We start from the raw sequence: 18331 nt of genomic DNA on the forward strand, positions 1-18331 counted from the left end.
TGGATTCATGCAACAAAGCCCATCGCAAGCGTCAACAATCAGCGTAAGAACGCATCGTCAAGCGAACGCGCTTTTTCAAGCGCCTCCTTCTGTTTGATACGCTCCGAGTGAACCCCGTGCCTTCTGCTGGGGGCCTGGGCGCTGGATTGCGACCACCTGACAATGTAATCCTCACTGTGCTGCAGGCTTCCAGCGCTCAGCTCGAGCACTGAAAACTTGGGCTTGAGCTCCACGACAACCGCGCTGGCAATCCGCTGTTCCATCCCTCCCAGCGACTCGCCACTCTGGGGATCGATCAATGCTTCCTTAAGGGCGTAGATCGTGACTTGCTGACCCAGCTTGACGGCCCCCTCACCGCGGTTGAGCACCGCCCTATCGCCCATCACCCGCACTATCCGTGGCGGATAGATGGCACCAATCAGGTCGCTGCCAATCGAATCCGCCAGACGCGTGATACGTCCCGCAAGCAGACTGCTGGCATCGGAGATCGGCTTGTCTGTGGACGCGGAGACCTTGCCTCGTTTCCGCCACTTCATCTCACGACTGGAAAACTCCACAACCTCGATGTCGTAGTTAAAACCCGCTTCTGAGTGGTACAAGCGCTCACCGGTCGCCTGGATGTGCTTCACATCATTCAGGTGGCTGAAATACTTGCTGGTCTTGACCAGTACCAGATAGTCCGCACCCTTTCCCCGGCCCAGGCGGGCAAGCTCACCCTGCTCCGCGTCACTGCCCCGGATAAAGGCTTTTTCTGCCGCGAATGCACCAGCATCATCCCTTTTGAGCACATCGAATCGACGACTGGCCATCAATGAAGCCTCGATGGCCTCGGCCAAGGTGGCCGCACGGGTATCAGTTGCAGACACGACCAGTGTGCGCCGCTTGTCCGGATCCCCCAGCTTTTTGTATGCCTTGTAATACAATCTGACATGCGCCTCCCAACCGGTTTGGGTCTCATAGACATCCAGTACCTCATACCCGGTCACCGGCGCATTGTCCGGCGTCCGAGTCTGTCTGACCACGGACCGACTGAGACGCGACACAATCTCTTCGCTATTTCCTTCGGTACCATAGGTGGCGTTATCCTTTAGGCTGCGCACCAGTGCGCCTTCCAGGCTAAATCCAAAGGCCTTGCCAACAGCATTTTCCAAGGCCATCAACACCGCCTCCTCCTTGTTTAACCCGCTTCCCCCGGCACCAATGGAGCTAACAATCACGTCCGCCTGCGCTGAGGAGACAAATAAGCAAGCAATGATCAATAGTCTAGAAATCATCGACATTGTTTCGTACCTTGCTGCCGCCAATCATGGAATGATCCACTCCCGGTGCGGGCGTTTCCTCTTTATTCGAGATCACACGCCTGGCCCGTTTGCCTGTCGCAATATTGATCGCATCCTCGGCGTGCGGCGACCAGTAAAGGACTGAACCCACGACTCTGGCCTGTGCGCCTTTATGCGGATAAGCCAGGTCCCAGTGTATCGGGTTAGATAGACCGGCCAGTTTCACCTTTCCCTTGGTCCGAAAGCTCTCGATACTCTTGGTGACGATCTCCGACACTTCCTCTTCGGTTTTTTGCACCCCTTCAGCCGTCTCGGTGACCCGCACGAAACTGTTTGCAAATTCACTGCTCGAGGTCTCGTTGCTGAAATTCGCCTGACTGTCCAGGAACAGTGTCATCTGCTCGTAAGCGCCGGCATCCGCCTGTGTCAGGGCACTGCGCTTGCGTCGTTCATTCGCCTTTGGCATTCCCTGGTGGGGGGCATAACCCCATTGGCCATAGCTGGCCAGTACCGGGTAACCGTGGCTGTCGTAAAGCTTGCGTATCCCCCATTCGTAGACCACGGAGCCATCGTCAATTTCATTCCCGACCTGCGTCTCGAACGGAACGCCACTGGCCAGCTCTGGGGCAGCAACAATCGATTCGCTGTGCAAAATGGCATTCACGAAGTTACGGTTTTTCTCCGAATAGACCGCAACTAGCAAAACCGCCGCACGACCATTGCAATCGACAGTTTCAAATGACTTGACCGGTATCAGCCCGGTGGCAGCACCAAAAGCTCTTCTTGCCGCTGCGTGTGCCAGGGATTCCCGGAATAGATCGACCTTTTTCTCGCGCGAGGCACTGCGGATTTCCTGCTCAGACACGCCCTCCGCACGCAGGGCATTGTCTAACTTGGCTTCGACCAGTTTGACAGATTTGTCACCGATACGAATGTTTCTACTACCTGCATCATCATTGGGAAATCCGTACTCGGCACTCGCCGGCGAGGCATCGTAACGCTCGGAGACAATCTGCGCCTGAGACTCTGTTTGCTTCTTCAAGATGAATTTCGCCTGCACATTGGCCAGCGCCTTGGCGTAAGCGAAATCTCGCGACTGCGTGAACTGAGGACTGTCCACGCTTTTATCAACCGACATCACATCACTCTTGAGCAGAACTAGGCGACCGGCTTCGGCGCGTTTTATCAAGTCCGAGCCGAAAGAACTGCCGTTGAAGGCGCGGACCTGTTTGTCCAGCATCTCACTCGCATTTGCGACACTCCCATTGGACTGGCAGGTATCTGCCGTAACCACAGGGGAGATAACCATACCGGCAGAAAAGGCCATAGCAATCAGGGTTTTCATCAGACTCACCACGCAAAGTTCTTGTTGGAACCTGTTTTGTCGATCTCAACATAGCTGTCAAACAGCACGTAGCCACGCACCTTATCGACCACCTCCAGCATGAAGGCATAATTCAACTGTTGCCTGTCGCCGTCTGCTGAACGCGTGGTAGCCACGACAATTTTTCCAGTCAGGTACAGGTCGGGGGCGGCAAGAGTTCCATCCTGTGCCACTGTGCTTTGGTCGAACAATTTCGAGTCCTGCAACTTACGCTCATCCAGCACTGCACGGGTCTGGTCCGCCCCCAAGGCATTGGAGAAGCGGAAACGGTTAGATTGGCGCAACTTGCGTTTGATCTGTGCTGTCAAGCGACGGATATCAAAATTGTTCAACGTGTCATTCACCACCTGGTCGACAACGATCACATAGCGACCGCCCCCCGGCTTGATCGACTCTGGTGCTTCAAGAAATTGCTGGACAGCCTTGTTCGCGGCATACCCCAGATCGATACTGGTGATACTGAAGGACTCATAACCATCCAGGTTACCGGTGGCAGAAGGTGAGTTTGGGTTGGTTGACACGACAGCATTGGATACGCAACCGGCCAACAGAGCACCAGTTGCGAGAAAAATCAGTTTGATGTTTTGCATGATGAATCCTCAATTCTTTGGTGGTGCCCTATGACCTAATCGGCATCACAAGGCGAGAGACCCACTCCACAACGGTCCAAACGTGATCAGCCAGTCCGGCAGACATAGTCGGTGTTTTTTCCTCGTATTTACCCTCATCCACTCTCATCCTGAGGGTGCAGATAGGCCAGCAGAAATTGTAGATGTATGCTACGAAGACCATGACGGCATTGTGGACATCCCAACCTTTTGAGAAACAAAGTGTCTTTCGTCCCTTGTGGGCGTTTTGATGCCGGTCAGTCGCATTATTGCGTTCTACGAAGGCTGTTTTGATCGTCTCACTGACAGTCGAACGGTTCAGCAGGTTGATCAGCACAGCAAGAGTTCCGAACACGATCATCTTGGCTACTTTGACAACACAGCCATTTTTTCGGCATTTACTCTGTCCTTAATAACTGAAACTGGATAAATTTTTATCCCCGCAGTGTCAGTCAACGATTTTTCTATTGTATGTTTGGCAACATCAGCTTCTGCACGATCGTTGAAAGGTCCAACAAACAAACGGGTTAAGGATCTTCCTGGGATTGGCTGAACATAGAAACTAAGCCCTAAATGCTTAATGCGGCTGCCCATTTCTTTGAGCACGCTAGCCTGAGAGTATGCCCCGATATATATCGCATGGGGCACTTTGACATCCTGGCCATCCAACTCTGGGTTAGCTTCCTTCACACCATTTGGACTTTGCGGAGAATCCTCAGGAGTATTTGGCATTATCACTCCCTGAGACGCATTTACTCCGTCAGGCTTCTCGTCTTCAGAAAGTTCCACAGGCTTCGGTTTGCCAAACTGCTGTTTTGGGTTTGCAATTTTGTCTTGGATAGAAGCCGATTCTGCTGATGGTAACTCTACAATTTCATTTACTGAAGCAGCGCCTGTTATTTCAGCTGGGCTGAGTGGGTTAGCCGTATCAATCTCCACAGACAGAGAGCGGGCAGGCAATCGTTGAGAAAACACCTTCAGATCGCCACCGGAGGATTGCTGGCGCATATACACCAACTGGTCCCCAGGCAGCGAGGGCACCGACACCAGTTGCCGGCCCTGTTTGGTGCTCATGACGATGTCGGAAACACCTGCTTTTTTCAGCACCGCCATCTGTATCTGGTTCGGCAGATTTGACCAGCAGCGGGTGTCCGCCTGAGTCAGAGCGGCCTGTGCGACGGCAACTGTGGCCTTCATCAGCAGACCAGCCAATCCACTGGCCTCTTCGTCAATCTGCTTGTTCAGTACACCCTGGGCCACCGTTTTCAGGATCGCGCGGGTAATCTCCTTTCCGACCTTGGCGTCGTAAGATGAAGAGAATTCAAGCGAGGCAATCCGATTGAGATCGGTGACCTGGACAAGTTCGGCGCTGCTCTTGTCCTGCATCACCAGCAGGCCTGGGTTGACACCCTGACCCGGGACGAACTCCGGCAACGCAACGCCAGAGTACAGCACATTGCTGTTCACCAAAAATAGCGGCAAATTGACCCGAAATTCATCGATGGAAGGGCCAATCCCATACTCGTAAAGCACAAACACATGTTCGTCCTTGGTTTCCAGGAAGCTGCGTTCCAGGGTCTCGGCAAAGCGGCGGGTTTCTGTGTCCGGGGCCATTGCCTGCACGGCATTGATGGCGTCCTTGGCCTTGTCACTGTACTTATCGCTACGCGCTGAGGAGGTCTTGCGGAATACCGCGTTCATCAGGTCGCCGGAAGGTACTCGAATCTGCGCCGCCATCAGATTTTCCGGCAACTTTTCGAGACCCTTGTGGAAATTCACGTCTGATTTTTTGATCGACTTGCTGACCAACTCGCGGTCTTTTTTGTTTTCCGGCAAGGTATCTGTGTCTTTCAGAGATTTAGTATAGGCACGCAACTGGATTTCGGCATTCCCCTGGCGTTCGGCAAGGCGATTGAAATGCACCCGTGCCTGGACCTCGTCACCCAGCATCACGAAGTTGATCGCCATGTAGTAGTCCAACATGACACCTTCATAGATCTTGCCAACGTAAGCCCCAAAGGTGTCGTTGGTCAAAATGGTTCCAACGAAACGGAGTGCCTCCTCCGGTGTATCGATGGTATCCTCCTTCCACGTCAAGGCCTTCGCGGCCTGTGCCAGAACCGCATTGCTCTTGGCCCACATGCCAGCATCATGGAGCGACTTGCCTACAACCAGCAATTCATGCAGATCGACCGCATCGACTTTGACATTGCCTTTCTCATCAAGGAAGACATGGGCCGCCGCGGCATAACCGGCATGCTGGACGGTCGCGTGCTGTTCTCTTAACGCAGTGTTCGTTACACAGGCGGACAGGGATAATAGCCCCACGCCCAGGATCAGGCATCTAAGCAGAAAAAAGGTACAAGTGAGTCTTGGCTTCATCCCAGCACCCTTGGTATGTCAGCTCGTTGAAGACAGGGATAACAGCCCCACGCCCAGGATCAGGCATCTAAGTAGGAGATAAGTGCTTAACACTATTCTGACAAAAAAACAACACCTGTTATTACCAGGGCTTTCCCCAAAAACATAGCCGTTCAGGCATAACAGCATGATTTGATAGGAACAGTATACGGCCTCCAAGTGGAACAGCCATTTTTGGGTAGACTTTTTGTGGGATAGAGGGGCGCACCCCGGTGAGGTGTAACCGTTCAGAGACCCCGATATCAAGCGGCTACTGGAGCCGGTAACGGTGGTACGGGGTTTCCCTTTCTCCGTTCAGCAATCACCTTAGCAAGATAGTCCCAGGGGGACACGTTCCGCAATCGACAAGTTTCGATGACGCTAGCCAGCACACCCAATACTTGGCTCCCTTCTGCCGTACGAGTTCCGTGGCTGATCAAACGCGCGATGACCCAGTGGCGCAGCGCACGTTCAGCATCATTGTTTGTCAGTGGCAACCCCGGAGATCTCAAGGGTAGCCAGATGACATCCCAGTCATTGAGAAGCTCAACGGCAAGGCTGCGAACCTTCTCGGACGGGGGATAATCTCTGTATATTTCGCAGTATCCCTGGAAATCTTCCAAAATCGACGCGGCAGCAGGCGGATCCGATCCGTCTTTGACCTCTTCGACCATGTATTCCAGGACTTCCAATACCCTGGAGCCGAATCGTTTGGTCTCTTTATCCAGGCTTACCGACAACCCTTTGGCCTTCCGGATCAGGTGTGCCCAGCAACGCAGCCGCTTTGAAAAAGTCCGGTAGTTCATGAGTCCGTCGCTCATCAGCCAGCCCGCGAATTCCTCGGTCAGGATATCCATGACCATTTGCCGTGTCCGAGGTCCCACACAAAACAAGACTGTATTGGCCGTCGCGAAAACCCAAAGCCACAAAGCTTGACCTTTTTGCTTCCAAGGCGTTTCGTCTACATGAGCCAGAGCAGATGCACGAAGTTCAGCAATCAGTTCATCCTGAACAGGGTTGGCAGCCAGCCCGACTTCACGTATGCAATTGTCAATGGTCCCGACACTTAACTCCAGGCCGAACCAATCGATTAAAAACTCCTGGACCTTGGAGCGAGACAACCGCATCCGTTTTGCGAGCGCAACAATGAAAGCTGCCAACATGGGGCCGACAATACGCCATTCACTCAAACTGGTTGCGGTTTTGCGTCCTGCAATCTCAAGTCGATCCCCTGTGCCGGGACCGGTACATGAAATATGGCCGCATCTACAGGCAATTTCCCCAAAAAGGTGCTTGGTTCCCTCCAGCCTCAATCCAGGCTGATCCGGGCCACCCCTTATCAGATCGATGGTCACATAGCCGATTCGAGCTATAAATCGAGCATCCAAGGGAAGGGCAGCATCGCAAGCAGCACACGTTTCCGCTCGATGAACCACGGTACTCCGAATCGGAATTGTTTGGGTACGGCCGAAGCCTTTGGCGCCGATCGGCTTCCCAGCCCTACCTTTCGGCTTCTCGCTTGAAGAATCCGGCTTGGCCTTTCCTGGAGCAGGGGGAGTAGAATTACCGGAAGGCCCTGGTGAATCATCTCCACCCTCATCATTGGCCCCCTTCTTTTTATCCGGCGAAGCGTCATCTTCATCCTCATCCAGATGCGCTTCATCCTCCTCAACTGGAATTCCAAGGTACGCCGGACGACTGCTGGGCGGCTGGGAGCTGTTATTAGGTGTCCGGTTCAAACGCTCACGAGATTCCTTAAGATCCTCCAACATTTTCCGGCTGACGGCCAGCAATTCTGCAGACGATAGCGAGGAGAGATATTCCTCATCAATCTGGAGCAGGTCGTGATCCGAAAGTTTCATAGTTCGTGCGCCATATCATCGCCGGTGAATGAATCAACATGAACATGATAACACGAGTTTCCAGGAAGAGATTTTTGAGCTTCTGCGCCCCATTGGAGCCAGTGTAAAAATACGCTCGTCTCCGGGGTTGGCCTACAGCTGAAAACCCGCCACAATTCCCCCTCAAGGCTTTGATGGGCAAAACAGATCGGATCGTACTCTCCTTTTGAAATTTCACGTTTTCGACGAAAATCGTGTCAAGGATATTCTTTGCCAAGATCAAACAAAATTGGTACCAGCCCCAGCAGTCAATTCCTTCTCAGACGGTGAACATCCTCACTGAACAAGGGGTGTCCCTCCCAAAAACCTCATCACCCATGAAAACGCTTCCGTTTTTTCCAATCCGTGATAGAGTCAGGCCAGGAAACGGACACAACTCTACCGAAGGAAGTCACGTTCGTTTTCCCTTTGATCTTTGAAAATTGAGACCCTTGACGCCCAATCGAACCGCTTGAGTTCCCAACTGGTTAAACGCGCGGTCCGGGCTGGAACATTTCTATACGAAGTGGACCGGGACGGTTTGCTGGCCTTGAATCCGGGCGGCCTTCCCATCCCGCACCACGACTCGCTCTCCTACCGCCAATCCACTTCCGGACACCTCCATCACCCCCTGCGCCGTGGCCACGCGAACCATGCCGCCGGTGACGGCCACCACTCGCCCGGATACGGGCCGCTGGCTGGCGATGAGTTGTTGCAGATCATGAACGGGCTGGGACACGAGCTACCTCCAGGGACGTGGTGATGCGGGGGCCGATTGCTTCGTGGGCAACGCCCGTAACCTTGCCCCGCCAGGAGCGACCCATGAGGGCGTCGTGGATCTCGATGATCTGGCCAGGGCTCACCCCGGGGCGGTGAACACAGGTGAGCAATACCTCCTGCAGGTCCTCGCCGGCGTCGATTTCGGCCCGGCCCCGGGAGAGCTTGGCCTCAGTGGTGGCCAAGAGCGGATCGGAGATGTCCTCGCCCGGAAACTCCCCGTCGCCGCGCTGGCAGATGATCTCGCCGTCGCCCACTGGGTCGCCGGACGTACCGGTGATGCGCACCTGTACCGGGAAGGAGTCCAGCCCCGCCACCCGGCTGGGAGCTGAGAGCCGCCAGGATCGGGCGCGCACGGTGAAGGTGATGCGGGCGATGGCAATGCCGGCGCGGCTGGCCAGGAGCGTCATGCCGTCCGGGGCCAGGGTGACCGCGCCCAGGTCGTTGCCCAGCCAGATCACCGACTGGATGGCCCGGGCCGGCTGGGAGAGCGTGGCGCTGTTGGTTCCGTCGAAGGTGACATCCTCGGCGATGGTGAAGGATTGATCGGCGTTCGTCAGGAGCGTGCCGGCGGATGCGCTGATGCCCTGGATGTCGGTCTCGGATCCGTTGTTCACCAGCAGATGGGCGGTGCCGCCGGAATGAAAGCTGGTACGCCCCTGGTTTAGCCCATCCACCCGTCGATCCACTTCAGCAGAAAGGTGGCCACCGCTGGGCAGCCATCCCCGTACCGTTACCCGGTTTACCCGATAACGGGCGCGATGGGACTCTCGGCAGGAGAGGTTGTCGGCGGCGTCGGTGAGGATGTGATCCGGGGTGACCCGGCTCCACTGGGGAACCGCCGTCGGGAAACGATGCCGGACGCGGAGAATGCCCCCGGGCGTGGTCTCCACCACCCCGCCGACGGCCTCGGCAATGGTCCGGACCACATCCAACGGCGCGGCGTCATAGACCGCAAGCCGTCCGGCGGGAATGACCCAGTTCACCAGATCCCACTGAATGGCTTCGCCCACCGCCTCCTCGGCGGCCTCTCGGGCGCGGATGGCAGCGTCCCAGGCACGCTCCATGGGCGTGGCCCGGGGCGCGGCAAAGCGGGCCGTTGGGCTGATGAGAGAGACGGTCAGGCGCGGACGGCTCACCCCATCCCGGGAGAGGGTCTTGTTATCCACCATCATCTGGAAGGTTTCCCCACCCAACTCCAGGGTTACCGGATCATCAATGCGGATGCGCTGGAAAGAGGCGGGATCCGCCAGCTCCATGGTGCCAGTCCAGGCGTAGTCCCCTTCGGCGATGGCCAGGGATGCAGAGATCACGCTCATAGCGGCAACCCAAAGTGGATGGCGCGCACGCCAGAAGAGGCGAGCACGGGAGGCTGGTCCACCAGCAGATCCCACCATGCGGTCATAGCCCTATGAGCTGAGTCCCGCGCTTGAAGTTGATAGCCCGTTGTGAGAGATGCCTGCACCGGCTGGGTAGCAGACCATTGGCAAGTCAAACTTTGCTGCACCGGACCCATCAGCGCATAGCCCGCCTGTAGTGTCGTGAGGAGAGCATCCTGGTAGGGAGCCGAAAGCGCACGATCAACGGGAGCACCGTAACGGGCCTCCGCTCCTCGCCCAACCTGAATCTTCCACGAAGCGGTAAGAGAGTGCGGCCAAACAAATTCACCCAGCGCCCAGGGCATGCGACATGAGCCCGTGACCTGTATGCCCCACGAAGCTTCCAGGTGTTGTTCGATGAATGCTCCACACCGATACCCTGCGACCAAAGGGCGCGTAACGGGAAAGCGTATGGCATAGGGAGTGGTCACCTGCCTGGATTTGGGGGCAAAGGAGATATGCCCCTGCAACTGGATGGGAAGTGCCGGTGCAGCTTGCAGAGTGCTACTTTGGGCGGTAAAGAGGATAGCAGGGGATTCAACGGTGATGACGCCAGAGGCCCGGACTGTATGTCGCGCTGCCTTAATGGTGCCGCTGAGAGATAGGGGGATCTCTCCCATGACAACTATGTCCCGGCTACCGTGTTCAGCCAGGGAGGTGAGGGAAAACTCCAATGCCGCCGAACAGCGCATACCATAGGCATCCGCCTGAAGGCGTGTTGTGCTCTCAACGGGCAATACAAAGCTGGCCCGGGCATCCTGCACCCTGGCACTGAGGCGGCTGCTCAAGGCAAGCTTAAGCTCATGCTCAAGCGTAAAACGCCTGGCCCGGTTTAGATCGGCTGTCAGGGCAATGGGCAGTTGGGTGTTGAGCGCAAACGATGGAGGTAGATAATCGAAGGAGGCTTCAAGCTGCCGGGACAGCAGTAACGGTGCCCACCCCCCTACCCCACGGGAAACCTGAATGGACCAGGAGGTTGAAAGGGTTTGGTCCAAGGTCAAGCTGTAGGGCGCACCAAGGGCCTTTTCTTGAAGGATGGACCACGGGCACTGGATAGCAGCAGAGAGGGGCATGGATCAGGCAGGGTTGGGAATGGAGAAATCCATCTGCTTGAGGGTTACCATCTCCCCAGCGGTCAGCCCCACATTATCCAGGATGGCATCTCCACTGCCCCCCTCGACAGAGACATCCCCATCAATCTTATAGTTGCCATCCTCCAACCGAAACCAGGTAGCGGTGCCCGTCGCTTCCACCTCACTGGCCACCGGAGAGTTACTCAGTGTGATTGCGCCGTTGGCGGCGCTGTTATACTGCAGCGTAAAACGCACCAAGGGCAGCTCTGATGTGGGAAAGTCAGGATTGGGCGGGCGGGTGCCAGGATAGACAAAGCAGATCCCATCGATGTAGCTTCTCAGATTATTCATCAGGGAGTTGCGCAGGGTATCGTTAAAACGCAGGGCCATAAGACTCTCCTTTATGCGGTCAAGACTGACATATCTTCGATGAGCTGGAGCAACCACCGCTCACCACGGTATTCACGGGTAATCACCGTCACCCCCCTGTTTTCCAGCTGGGCCATCCATGCCGACAGGCCATCCCGGATCCGGACATCGCCAAATCCATTGGTGGAACCTGAGGCATCACAGGAGATCACCACCCGCTTAGGCGTGGGTGTCATGCTCTGTAGCAACGCCTCCCAATCCTCCAGCGTTGGCCTTTCGCGGATCAGACGATGCACCTCCTGGGGAAATTCGGCCCCAACAGGGATCAATAGGGATGAAGGCATGAACTTTAACTCCATACACCCCACCTGGGCGTTGGAGGTTGATAGCGCATGTCTCAACAGGACCAGATCTTCGTTGAATGTTTGAGTCTGCATTCTTGCATAGAGGGAGGATTCATCAATGATGGTGATGCAGATATTGGCGCTGACCCACCGAAAGGCCGACAGCTCATCCAGAAAACCCAGGTCAAGCGCTGGTGGTTGAAGAGGCATGATTGAGAAACCTGATTTTGAGGGCCTTTCCGGTAACCGTATCCCGCGCTTCCAGATAAAGGGTCTTTTTCACCTCAATAAACTGCTCGGGATCATCCGGGTGATAGATCTTCTCCAGCACCGTTTGACGGGTACCTGGAACCTCCTGATAGAACCCCTCGCTGGTGGGCTCCTCTTCCTCTGCGGGGGCGTCCTCATCGCTACTACCTGAGGGGGAAGCTTGGCGCAGGCTGACGCTGGGGGCTCCCGAGGGCCAAAACTTGCGGGGGAAGGAGGCTTGGGTGGCATGCCAGTCGGACAGGGCTATGATGCGTACAGGGGGGACCTCTGCTGATTCCACGTTGCCGGATTGCCAGGCATTCTGCATCTCCACGAACTGAGCGGCTGAAACGCTCTCCTCTCCATTGCCATAGGTGATTTCGTAGAGGGAGAAGCCTACGGTGTAGCGCACCACCAGGGCCCCGATCACCTCTTGGGAGGCATGAAACGCACCCCTTTGGCGGTCATAGCGGGGTGGTGTGACCAGATCCCCCTGCTTGTTGCGAAAGAAGGTCTGCTCGATGATCTCCAACACCGGGTGGTCATAGAGCCAGCGCAGCTGCTTGGTATGCTCTTTGGACCAGGTAATGGTTTCCACCACCGTTTCAGAACGACGCCCGATCAGGCGCGCCTCACCCCCGCTGATGATGAGCCGGGCGGTGGCCGCCACGCGCTTGGAGCAGTAGAGCTTTACGCGCTTTTTGCCGGGCTCTATCACCTCAAGGGGCGTGATCTGACTCATGCTATAGCAGATACGCCCCCAACCACAGACACCCGAGGTTAGACGACTGAAAGCCACCTGCACTGGTGCCGAGCCCCCTTGGTCATCATCGTTGACCACCAGTTCAAAGGGCTCATCCAGTTCAGGCGCTGAAAACTGAATCGTAAGCGAAGTGCTGATTTCACCCATGGCGATTACGCACTCTCGCCCGTAATGGCGACCACCACCTTGTCCGCTGATAAGCTATTGGCCCCGGCGGGGACAATACGTTTCCACCAGATGGGCACGGCTGCGGGATGGGTTTTGAAGGTGATGGTTTCTCCACTGGACCAAGCCCCGCCCCAGCCCGCCACAGGCAGGGTGAAATAGGGACGGCTGAAATCAGGGTTATTGGGGGCAAAATCACCCCCAGAGATGGAGCCACTGCCCACACTGCCCAGCGTATCCCCCACGCAGCTAAAGCTGTTGGCATCGCTGAAGGTCAGGGTCCAGGTCTGCTCAATGCTGCCGATAAAGTCGAGAATCGGTATAATATTGGTGGGCGCTATCGTTGGACCGGATCCGTCGTATGTACCCGCAACGGTGGATCCGGTCCAGCTACCCCAGGTTGCCTCGATATCCTCGGGCTCAATGACTGAAGCAACGCGGGTATTGCTGGAGGCATAGGCGCTCTGCAAGCTCTGTCCGGCCTCAAAGGTCAGCGTGGCTTTATCCCCATTCCAGGTCACCCCACCACTGCTGGCCAGACGGATAAACTCGACGTTACCGGAGACATCATCCACATGGTCCTGATCGGAGATGCGGATCAAGTCCCCGTTCTGGAAGATGGCATCGGTGGCCGACTCGGTGTTGACATCGATACTGGTGACCCCGATGGAGGTGCTAGCATCCAGCCTTCCTGACCCATAGAGCCGCTCTGATCCGGTGAGCGCCCCCTGGGTATCGGTTTGGGTGCCGGGAAAGATCAGAATGCGATCATCCCCTGGAGTTGCGGTCTCCACATAGATGCGCGGGTCAATCAGCTTGATATCCGCATCATTGGCGACTTTGAAGAACACCTTGCGGTATTTGGTGGATCCGGCCAGTCGTTCCCCTTGTGGCACGTCGGGCCAGACGTTGTTCTTTACCCCATCGGCGATCTCACTGGCGGAGATGCGGCCTCCATTGCTGGTAGTATCGCTGACGGTGGTGGATTTGTAGAAACGAAGTTCTGAAGTCTGTATGGGCATTGCGCTTACACCTCAAAGAGTTTGATGGTACCGGTGTAGAGATCATGGTGCGGCCAGATGGGTTGGAACTGGATGGCCGGTGGTTCGTGATGGCGGAACATCACCTTATAGCTCTCTGCCCTCCAGATAAGCGGGAAAACCGCCCCGGACTGGGCGGCCATGGCCTCAATGGCCATCACGGTGGCTTGATCCAACCATGTCACCCCATCTGCGGCCTCCAGGGTGATGGGTCTGCCTTTCACCAGGGGTTGGGACCAGAGCACAGGGGTGCCCCCCAGGGTGCGGGCTGTCTCCATGGCCACAGGAGACCACGCCCGACGGTCGCTCCACTGGATCGACTCAGGTAGTGTTAAATCACCAAGTTGTTTCATCGGGATATCAGAAGGTACCGCGCTGCAGTTCCTTGAGGGCATCTACCAGTTGCCGCACCTGTTGCCGGGGGCTGGTGATGGAGGCGGCTGGTCTGCCGTTCATGGTCAGATCAAGCTGAACGATCCCCTCTACTGGGGGCTGCTGATTTCCACCGGCTCCAGCAAAAGAGAGTTGCGGAAGTGCTGGAATCTTCGGCAATCCCACCATCCCCCCGGTTTGAAACCTGGGAAGGTTGGGCAGGATGCGCCGCACGGTATCCATGGGGGCGGAGTTGATGGTCAACAGCAGATCCTTGAAAATGCGTGAGCGCTCTTTGCGAATGACGATTTCACCGGCTTCCAATAGGGCATGGATGCGGTCACCACCCCCATAGCCGGGGAGTCGTCCACCCCGTTGCAGGCCGATCATACCTCCTGCCTGTCTGGCCTCTACCGTTTGCACGGTTACGGTGATGGTCTTGTCTTTTAACGCCGCCATCTGTTTTTCGATGGCTGAGAGTGCTGATTGGGCTTGCTCAACCTGGGCTTGCAACTCAACTGATTTGGTGGCCCGGTCAGGAAGGGCTTCCATAGCCTGTTTGAGCAGATCCACCTGACCACGTGCTGTTTCCAACTGCTTGGTAAGAGATGTGGTCTGATCTTTCTGGGTAGAAAGCGCCTTTCGGGCACTCTCCTCCTGGCGCTGATAGAGTTGATCCAGTACATCCCCCGCATCCTGCACACCCCGGATGGCGGTGGAGGTATCATTCAAACTGGAGAAGGCATCCTGAGCCCCTCGGGCCAGGGATTCGGCCCACTTGATGTCCTGCTCGGAGAGGGTTGTTTTGGAGAGCAGCTGTTGGGCCTCAGCCAACTTTTGGGAAGCTGCGGCGGCGCGGGAGGTCTCTTTCTCCCGGTCGGACATGTTGCGTTCCAGCAGCGAGCGCACTTTGTCCTCGGTGGAGATACGGGCGTTGCGCTTTTTCTCTTCGATGCCCTGGATCTGATCGGCCAGTCGTTTCTCAGCAGTCAGGCTCTGTTGCAGGGCGCGTTCCGTGGCCTGAACGGACTGTTCAGCAGTACGGATCTTCTCGATGAGTACCTCACGGGCCTGGCGCTTCTGCTCTTCGACCAGTTGCTGCTCCAGAGCAGCCAGTTTACGCTGGGCAGATGTCCGCTGGCGGGTCAGGTTGGATAGCTGGTTGGCCGCTTCTTGGGCTGCGCGACGTTGGGTCTGGATTGCCTCCGAGGCAGCCTGTGCCGCCAAGCGCCACCCCCCGGTGCTTTTATCGGCGATGATGATGCCTTCCCGTTGCAAACGGTTGAAGGTCTCCATATCGGGGATGTTGACCCCCAGCTGCTGACCGATCTGCTTAAGGCGTGCCGCCAACTGCTGCTGAGTTTCAACGGCTGCCTGTCCCGATGCTACGGCTTCATCCTGGGCATCCTTGGTTTTCAACCAGGAGTAAGCCATGTAGCCTAGTGCGCCCACAGCCGCCGTCGCCCCAGCTATAAGCCCAACAGGGCCTGTGAGCACGGCGAGCAGGCTTCCAACAGCGGCAGCACCCCGGATAAAGAACCCGGCCAGATTGATTGAGATAAGAGAAAGCAGACGGGTGCGGACCAGCGCCAATGCGCCAACCAATCCCTGAGCGCCTACCACGGCTACCAAGCCAGACGCGGCACGGGTGGTAGTTAGAAACCACTGAGCGGTCTGTAGTGCTGTGAGTGCTGCCATGGCCACACGCAGTGTTTTGATGGCCAGATACGCCCCACCCAGCACACCAATGACCTCTTTCCACTCCAGGATGAACTCGCCAACCATCAGGGCCACACGCCCCAGCATGACGGCCAGATCCACTCCGGCCAGGGCCAGTTCGACGATGGCATCCTTGTTTTCATTGATAGCGGAGGTGAGCTCTTGAAAATTGAGGCTGCTGTGCTTGTCGATGGCCTCACCAACGGCAATCTTCACCCCCTCCCAGGCAGACTCCAGGGAACGGATCGAGCCGCCCATGCCCGCTTCCATCTCGGTGGCCACCCGGGCAGCCACACCACCGACCTCGCTGAACTTGGCGACCAGCTCCACGAACGCCTGGGAAGACATACCCACCGCAGCAGTAAGCGCAGGAGCCGCTTCCACCCCAAAGATCTGGATCATGTCAGCCGCATCGGCACCACTTGCACGGAGGTTACGCAGTACCTGGGTCATGGGTAGAAGCAGACCAGTGGCATCACGGGTCTGCAAGCCCAAACGGTTGATCGCCTCTTGGGCTTTATCCACAGGGGCCAATAGACGGGCATAAGCGGCTCGCAACGCGGTCCCTGCTTTTTCCCCAGAGAAGCCGTTCTTGGCCAGCAGGGCCAGCACGGTGGCGGTCTCTTCAAAGCTGTTTCCAGCCGCACGGGCCACGGGACCGGCGTATTGCAGGGCCAGCCCCAGATCCTGAATATCGGTTGCCGAGTTGGTAAAGGCGGTGACCAAGATGTCGTTTACATTGCCCAGATCACGGGCCTGTAGCCCAAACTGAGCCATGGAGGCGGTGGCGATCCCCGCTGCGGTTTCCAGATCCACCGAACCGGCTGCCGCCAGCTCCAAAACTTTTGGTAGGGCTTGCAGTTGCTGAGATGCCGTCAAACCAGCCAGAGACATGGCCTTGAGACCACCGGCCGCTTGACTGGCAGAAAAGCGAGTGGAAGATCCCATATCCTTGGCCAGCTCGGTCAATAGGGTGAGCTCTTCTGCCGTTGCCCCCGACGTCGCCGCCACCTGCCTCATGGTGTCGTCAAAGGCGGCATAAGTGAGGATGGAATCTTTGATAAAGCCGGAGGCCGCTCGGATAGATTCAAACCCGGCATACGCTGCTGCCAGATTGCGCACGGTACCCACCATTCCGGTCATGGCACCTTTCAACCCCTGCATCTCACCGCGCAGGGTGCGGACACGGCTCTGCATCTGTTGGTGGGCGCGGTTCAGATCTGCCGCAGACACCCGCCCTGAACGGGAGAGCTCCCGATAGGCATTCTCCAGCCGCTGGACCTCAGACTCCACCTCCCGCATGGAGCGCACGCCAATAGCAGCAAAGGCGCGGTTCACGCGGCTTTGGGCCTGCACCTCACGGGTAGAGGCGCGCAGATCCCGCTGGAGTTGCTCCTGGCTTTCACTGAGGCGGCTGGTATCCACCCCAGCCTGACGCAGATCACCCCGCAGACCATGCAGGGATTCCCGCTGGGCATCCAGTTGATCCTTAAGAGCACGGGCATTACGCTTGGCCTGCTCAAAGGCGCGGGTCATGGCACGGGTGGGTGTTTCGGTCTCCCGCATCTGCACCGCAAGCCGGGCCACCTCACGGGTGGCGGCCTGCCATTGATCTTCACTCTCCCGGATCTGCCGTTTCAGATTGCGAAAACCATCGATGTCCGACAGTGCCCCATTGATACGCTGCGCCTGGGTCTGGGCAGCCGAGGCCATGGACTGCACACCCTGACGAAAGTCGCTCTGCATACGTGAGACCGCAGAACGCAGTTCATCATCATTAGCTCTGATGATGAATTCAAGAGCCTCCTGGGTACGCGCCATTTTTCTGACCTTAGATAGCCTTAGGAACTATTAACAGCTATAGTTAGCGGTTAGCTGTCGACTAAGAGGAGAATGCAGATATGCAAGAGGTTTATGTCAGTACAGATATTGAGGCTGATGGCCCCATTCCTGGTTCATACTCAATGCTTAGCTTTGGGTCTGCAGCATACCTTGCGGACAAAACATTAGTAGGAACCTTTTCAGCAAACTTGGAAACTCTTCCCGACGCTCAAGAACACCCTAAAACCATGGATTGGTGGAAAAGCCAGCCAAAAGCATGGGCTGCCTGCCGAACAAATTTACAGAAACCTGAAAAGGCCATGCCTGAGTATGTGGCATGGCTAAAATCGTTACCTGGCAAACCAGTTTTTGTTGCATACCCAGCTAGTTATGATTTCATGTTTGTATACTGGTACCTGGTACAGTTCACAGGAGAATGCCCCTTTTCGCATGCCGCACTGGACATTAAGACCTACACCATGGCAGTAACAAAACAGCCCTTTCGACAAATCAACAAGAAAACCATCCCACAGCAATGGTTTGATCCCATCCCTCATACCCACATCGCCCTTGATGATGCCATTGGACAAGGCGCTATGTTTTGCAACATGCTTCAAGAGAATATGAACAGTTGAATCACGCTAACTATCTGAGAGTGAGGATTCAAAGGAGAGTGCATCCAGGAACATCTCCCAGGTGTAATCCATC

The 18331-nt window shown here is 56.3% G+C and carries 14 protein-coding genes; 1 reads left to right on the plus strand and 13 read right to left on the minus strand.

Annotated features, from left to right (window positions below; translation table 11 throughout):
- Positions 1–38 precede the first annotated feature (38 nt).
- From MMC1_RS14280 to MMC1_RS14350, 13 genes are all read right to left on the minus strand, one after another.
- Positions 39–1280 carry a hypothetical protein gene (locus MMC1_RS14280; RefSeq protein WP_011714365.1) on the minus strand — a complete coding sequence of 414 codons (1242 nt, stop codon included), beginning with the start codon at positions 1278–1280 and terminating at the stop codon, positions 39–41.
- Entirely contained in the window at positions 1264–2625 is a 1362-nt protein-coding gene (locus MMC1_RS14285; RefSeq protein ID WP_011714366.1) for a DUF6844 domain-containing protein, read from the minus strand. The genes MMC1_RS14280 and MMC1_RS14285 overlap by 17 nt, the downstream gene beginning before the upstream one ends.
- Positions 2626–2630: 5 nt before the next feature.
- Positions 2631–3254, minus strand: coding sequence for a penicillin-binding protein activator LpoB (locus MMC1_RS20385; RefSeq protein ID WP_011714367.1), 624 nt, complete (start codon positions 3252–3254; stop codon positions 2631–2633).
- Between the two features lie 384 nt (positions 3255–3638).
- The gene (locus MMC1_RS14300) at positions 3639–5654 is read right to left on the minus strand and encodes an SPOR domain-containing protein (protein WP_011714369.1); all 2016 of its coding nucleotides are present in this window, start codon (positions 5652–5654) and stop codon (positions 3639–3641) included.
- A gap of 281 nt (positions 5655–5935) precedes the next feature.
- A complete protein-coding gene (locus MMC1_RS14305; protein WP_011714370.1) occupies positions 5936–7534 on the minus strand; it encodes an IS66-like element ISMasp5 family transposase in 1599 nt (532 codons plus the stop codon).
- A 737-nt stretch (positions 7535–8271) separates the two neighbouring features.
- A complete protein-coding gene (locus MMC1_RS14315) occupies positions 8272–9648 on the minus strand; it encodes a hypothetical protein (RefSeq protein WP_011714373.1) in 1377 nt (458 codons plus the stop codon).
- A complete protein-coding gene (locus MMC1_RS14320) occupies positions 9645–10781 on the minus strand; it encodes a hypothetical protein (protein ID WP_011714374.1) in 1137 nt (378 codons plus the stop codon). Before MMC1_RS14320 ends, MMC1_RS14315 begins: the two co-directional genes overlap by 4 nt.
- Before the next feature lie 3 nt (positions 10782–10784).
- Positions 10785–11171 (minus strand): hypothetical protein, encoded by a 387-nt coding sequence (locus MMC1_RS14325; RefSeq protein ID WP_011714375.1) that lies wholly within the window; start codon positions 11169–11171, stop codon positions 10785–10787.
- Positions 11172–11182: 11 nt separating this feature from the next.
- On the minus strand, positions 11183–11704 hold the full coding sequence (locus MMC1_RS14330) for a hypothetical protein (RefSeq protein WP_011714376.1): 522 nt from the start codon (positions 11702–11704) through the stop codon (positions 11183–11185).
- Complete coding sequence (locus MMC1_RS14335) at positions 11679–12653, minus strand: hypothetical protein (protein WP_011714377.1); 975 nt, start codon at positions 12651–12653, stop codon at positions 11679–11681. Before MMC1_RS14335 ends, MMC1_RS14330 begins: the two co-directional genes overlap by 26 nt.
- Positions 12654–12658: 5 nt before the next feature.
- The gene (locus MMC1_RS14340) at positions 12659–13693 is read right to left on the minus strand and encodes a hypothetical protein (RefSeq protein WP_011714378.1); all 1035 of its coding nucleotides are present in this window, start codon (positions 13691–13693) and stop codon (positions 12659–12661) included.
- 5 nt (positions 13694–13698) lie between these two features.
- Positions 13699–14064 (minus strand): hypothetical protein, encoded by a 366-nt coding sequence (locus MMC1_RS14345; RefSeq protein WP_011714379.1) that lies wholly within the window; start codon positions 14062–14064, stop codon positions 13699–13701.
- A 7-nt stretch (positions 14065–14071) separates the two neighbouring features.
- Positions 14072–17623 carry a phage tail tape measure protein gene (locus tag MMC1_RS14350; protein ID WP_011714380.1) on the minus strand — a complete coding sequence of 1184 codons (3552 nt, stop codon included), beginning with the start codon at positions 17621–17623 and terminating at the stop codon, positions 14072–14074.
- Between the two features lie 80 nt (positions 17624–17703).
- On the opposite strand from MMC1_RS14350, the gene MMC1_RS14355 reads away from it, so the two are divergent.
- The gene (locus MMC1_RS14355; RefSeq protein WP_011712937.1) at positions 17704–18258 is read left to right on the plus strand and encodes a 3'-5' exoribonuclease; all 555 of its coding nucleotides are present in this window, start codon (positions 17704–17706) and stop codon (positions 18256–18258) included.
- Positions 18259–18331 lie beyond the last annotated feature (73 nt).

Source organism: Magnetococcus marinus MC-1 (assembly GCF_000014865.1).
GTDB lineage: Bacteria > Pseudomonadota > Magnetococcia > Magnetococcales > Magnetococcaceae > Magnetococcus > Magnetococcus marinus.

Coding starts and splice junctions, on each gene's coding strand:
- MMC1_RS14285 (WP_011714366.1), bottom strand. CDS start 2,625: ATGAAAACCCTGATTGCTATGGCCTTTTCTGCCGGTATGGTTATCTCC.
- MMC1_RS14305 (WP_011714370.1), bottom strand. CDS start 7,534: ATGAAACTTTCGGATCACGACCTGCTCCAGATTGATGAGGAATATCTC.
- MMC1_RS14325 (WP_011714375.1), bottom strand. CDS start 11,171: ATGGCCCTGCGTTTTAACGATACCCTGCGCAACTCCCTGATGAATAAT.
- MMC1_RS20385 (WP_011714367.1), bottom strand. CDS start 3,254: ATGCAAAACATCAAACTGATTTTTCTCGCAACTGGTGCTCTGTTGGCC.
- MMC1_RS14330 (WP_011714376.1), bottom strand. CDS start 11,704: ATGCCTCTTCAACCACCAGCGCTTGACCTGGGTTTTCTGGATGAGCTG.
- MMC1_RS14300 (WP_011714369.1), bottom strand. CDS start 5,654: ATGAAGCCAAGACTCACTTGTACCTTTTTTCTGCTTAGATGCCTGATC.
- MMC1_RS14345 (WP_011714379.1), bottom strand. CDS start 14,064: ATGAAACAACTTGGTGATTTAACACTACCTGAGTCGATCCAGTGGAGC.
- MMC1_RS14280 (WP_011714365.1), bottom strand. CDS start 1,280: ATGTCGATGATTTCTAGACTATTGATCATTGCTTGCTTATTTGTCTCC.
- MMC1_RS14350 (WP_011714380.1), bottom strand. CDS start 17,623: ATGGCGCGTACCCAGGAGGCTCTTGAATTCATCATCAGAGCTAATGAT.
- MMC1_RS14315 (WP_011714373.1), bottom strand. CDS start 9,648: ATGAGCGTGATCTCTGCATCCCTGGCCATCGCCGAAGGGGACTACGCC.
- MMC1_RS14335 (WP_011714377.1), bottom strand. CDS start 12,653: ATGGGTGAAATCAGCACTTCGCTTACGATTCAGTTTTCAGCGCCTGAA.
- MMC1_RS14320 (WP_011714374.1), bottom strand. CDS start 10,781: ATGCCCCTCTCTGCTGCTATCCAGTGCCCGTGGTCCATCCTTCAAGAA.
- MMC1_RS14355 (WP_011712937.1), top strand. CDS start 17,704: ATGCAAGAGGTTTATGTCAGTACAGATATTGAGGCTGATGGCCCCATT.
- MMC1_RS14340 (WP_011714378.1), bottom strand. CDS start 13,693: ATGCCCATACAGACTTCAGAACTTCGTTTCTACAAATCCACCACCGTC.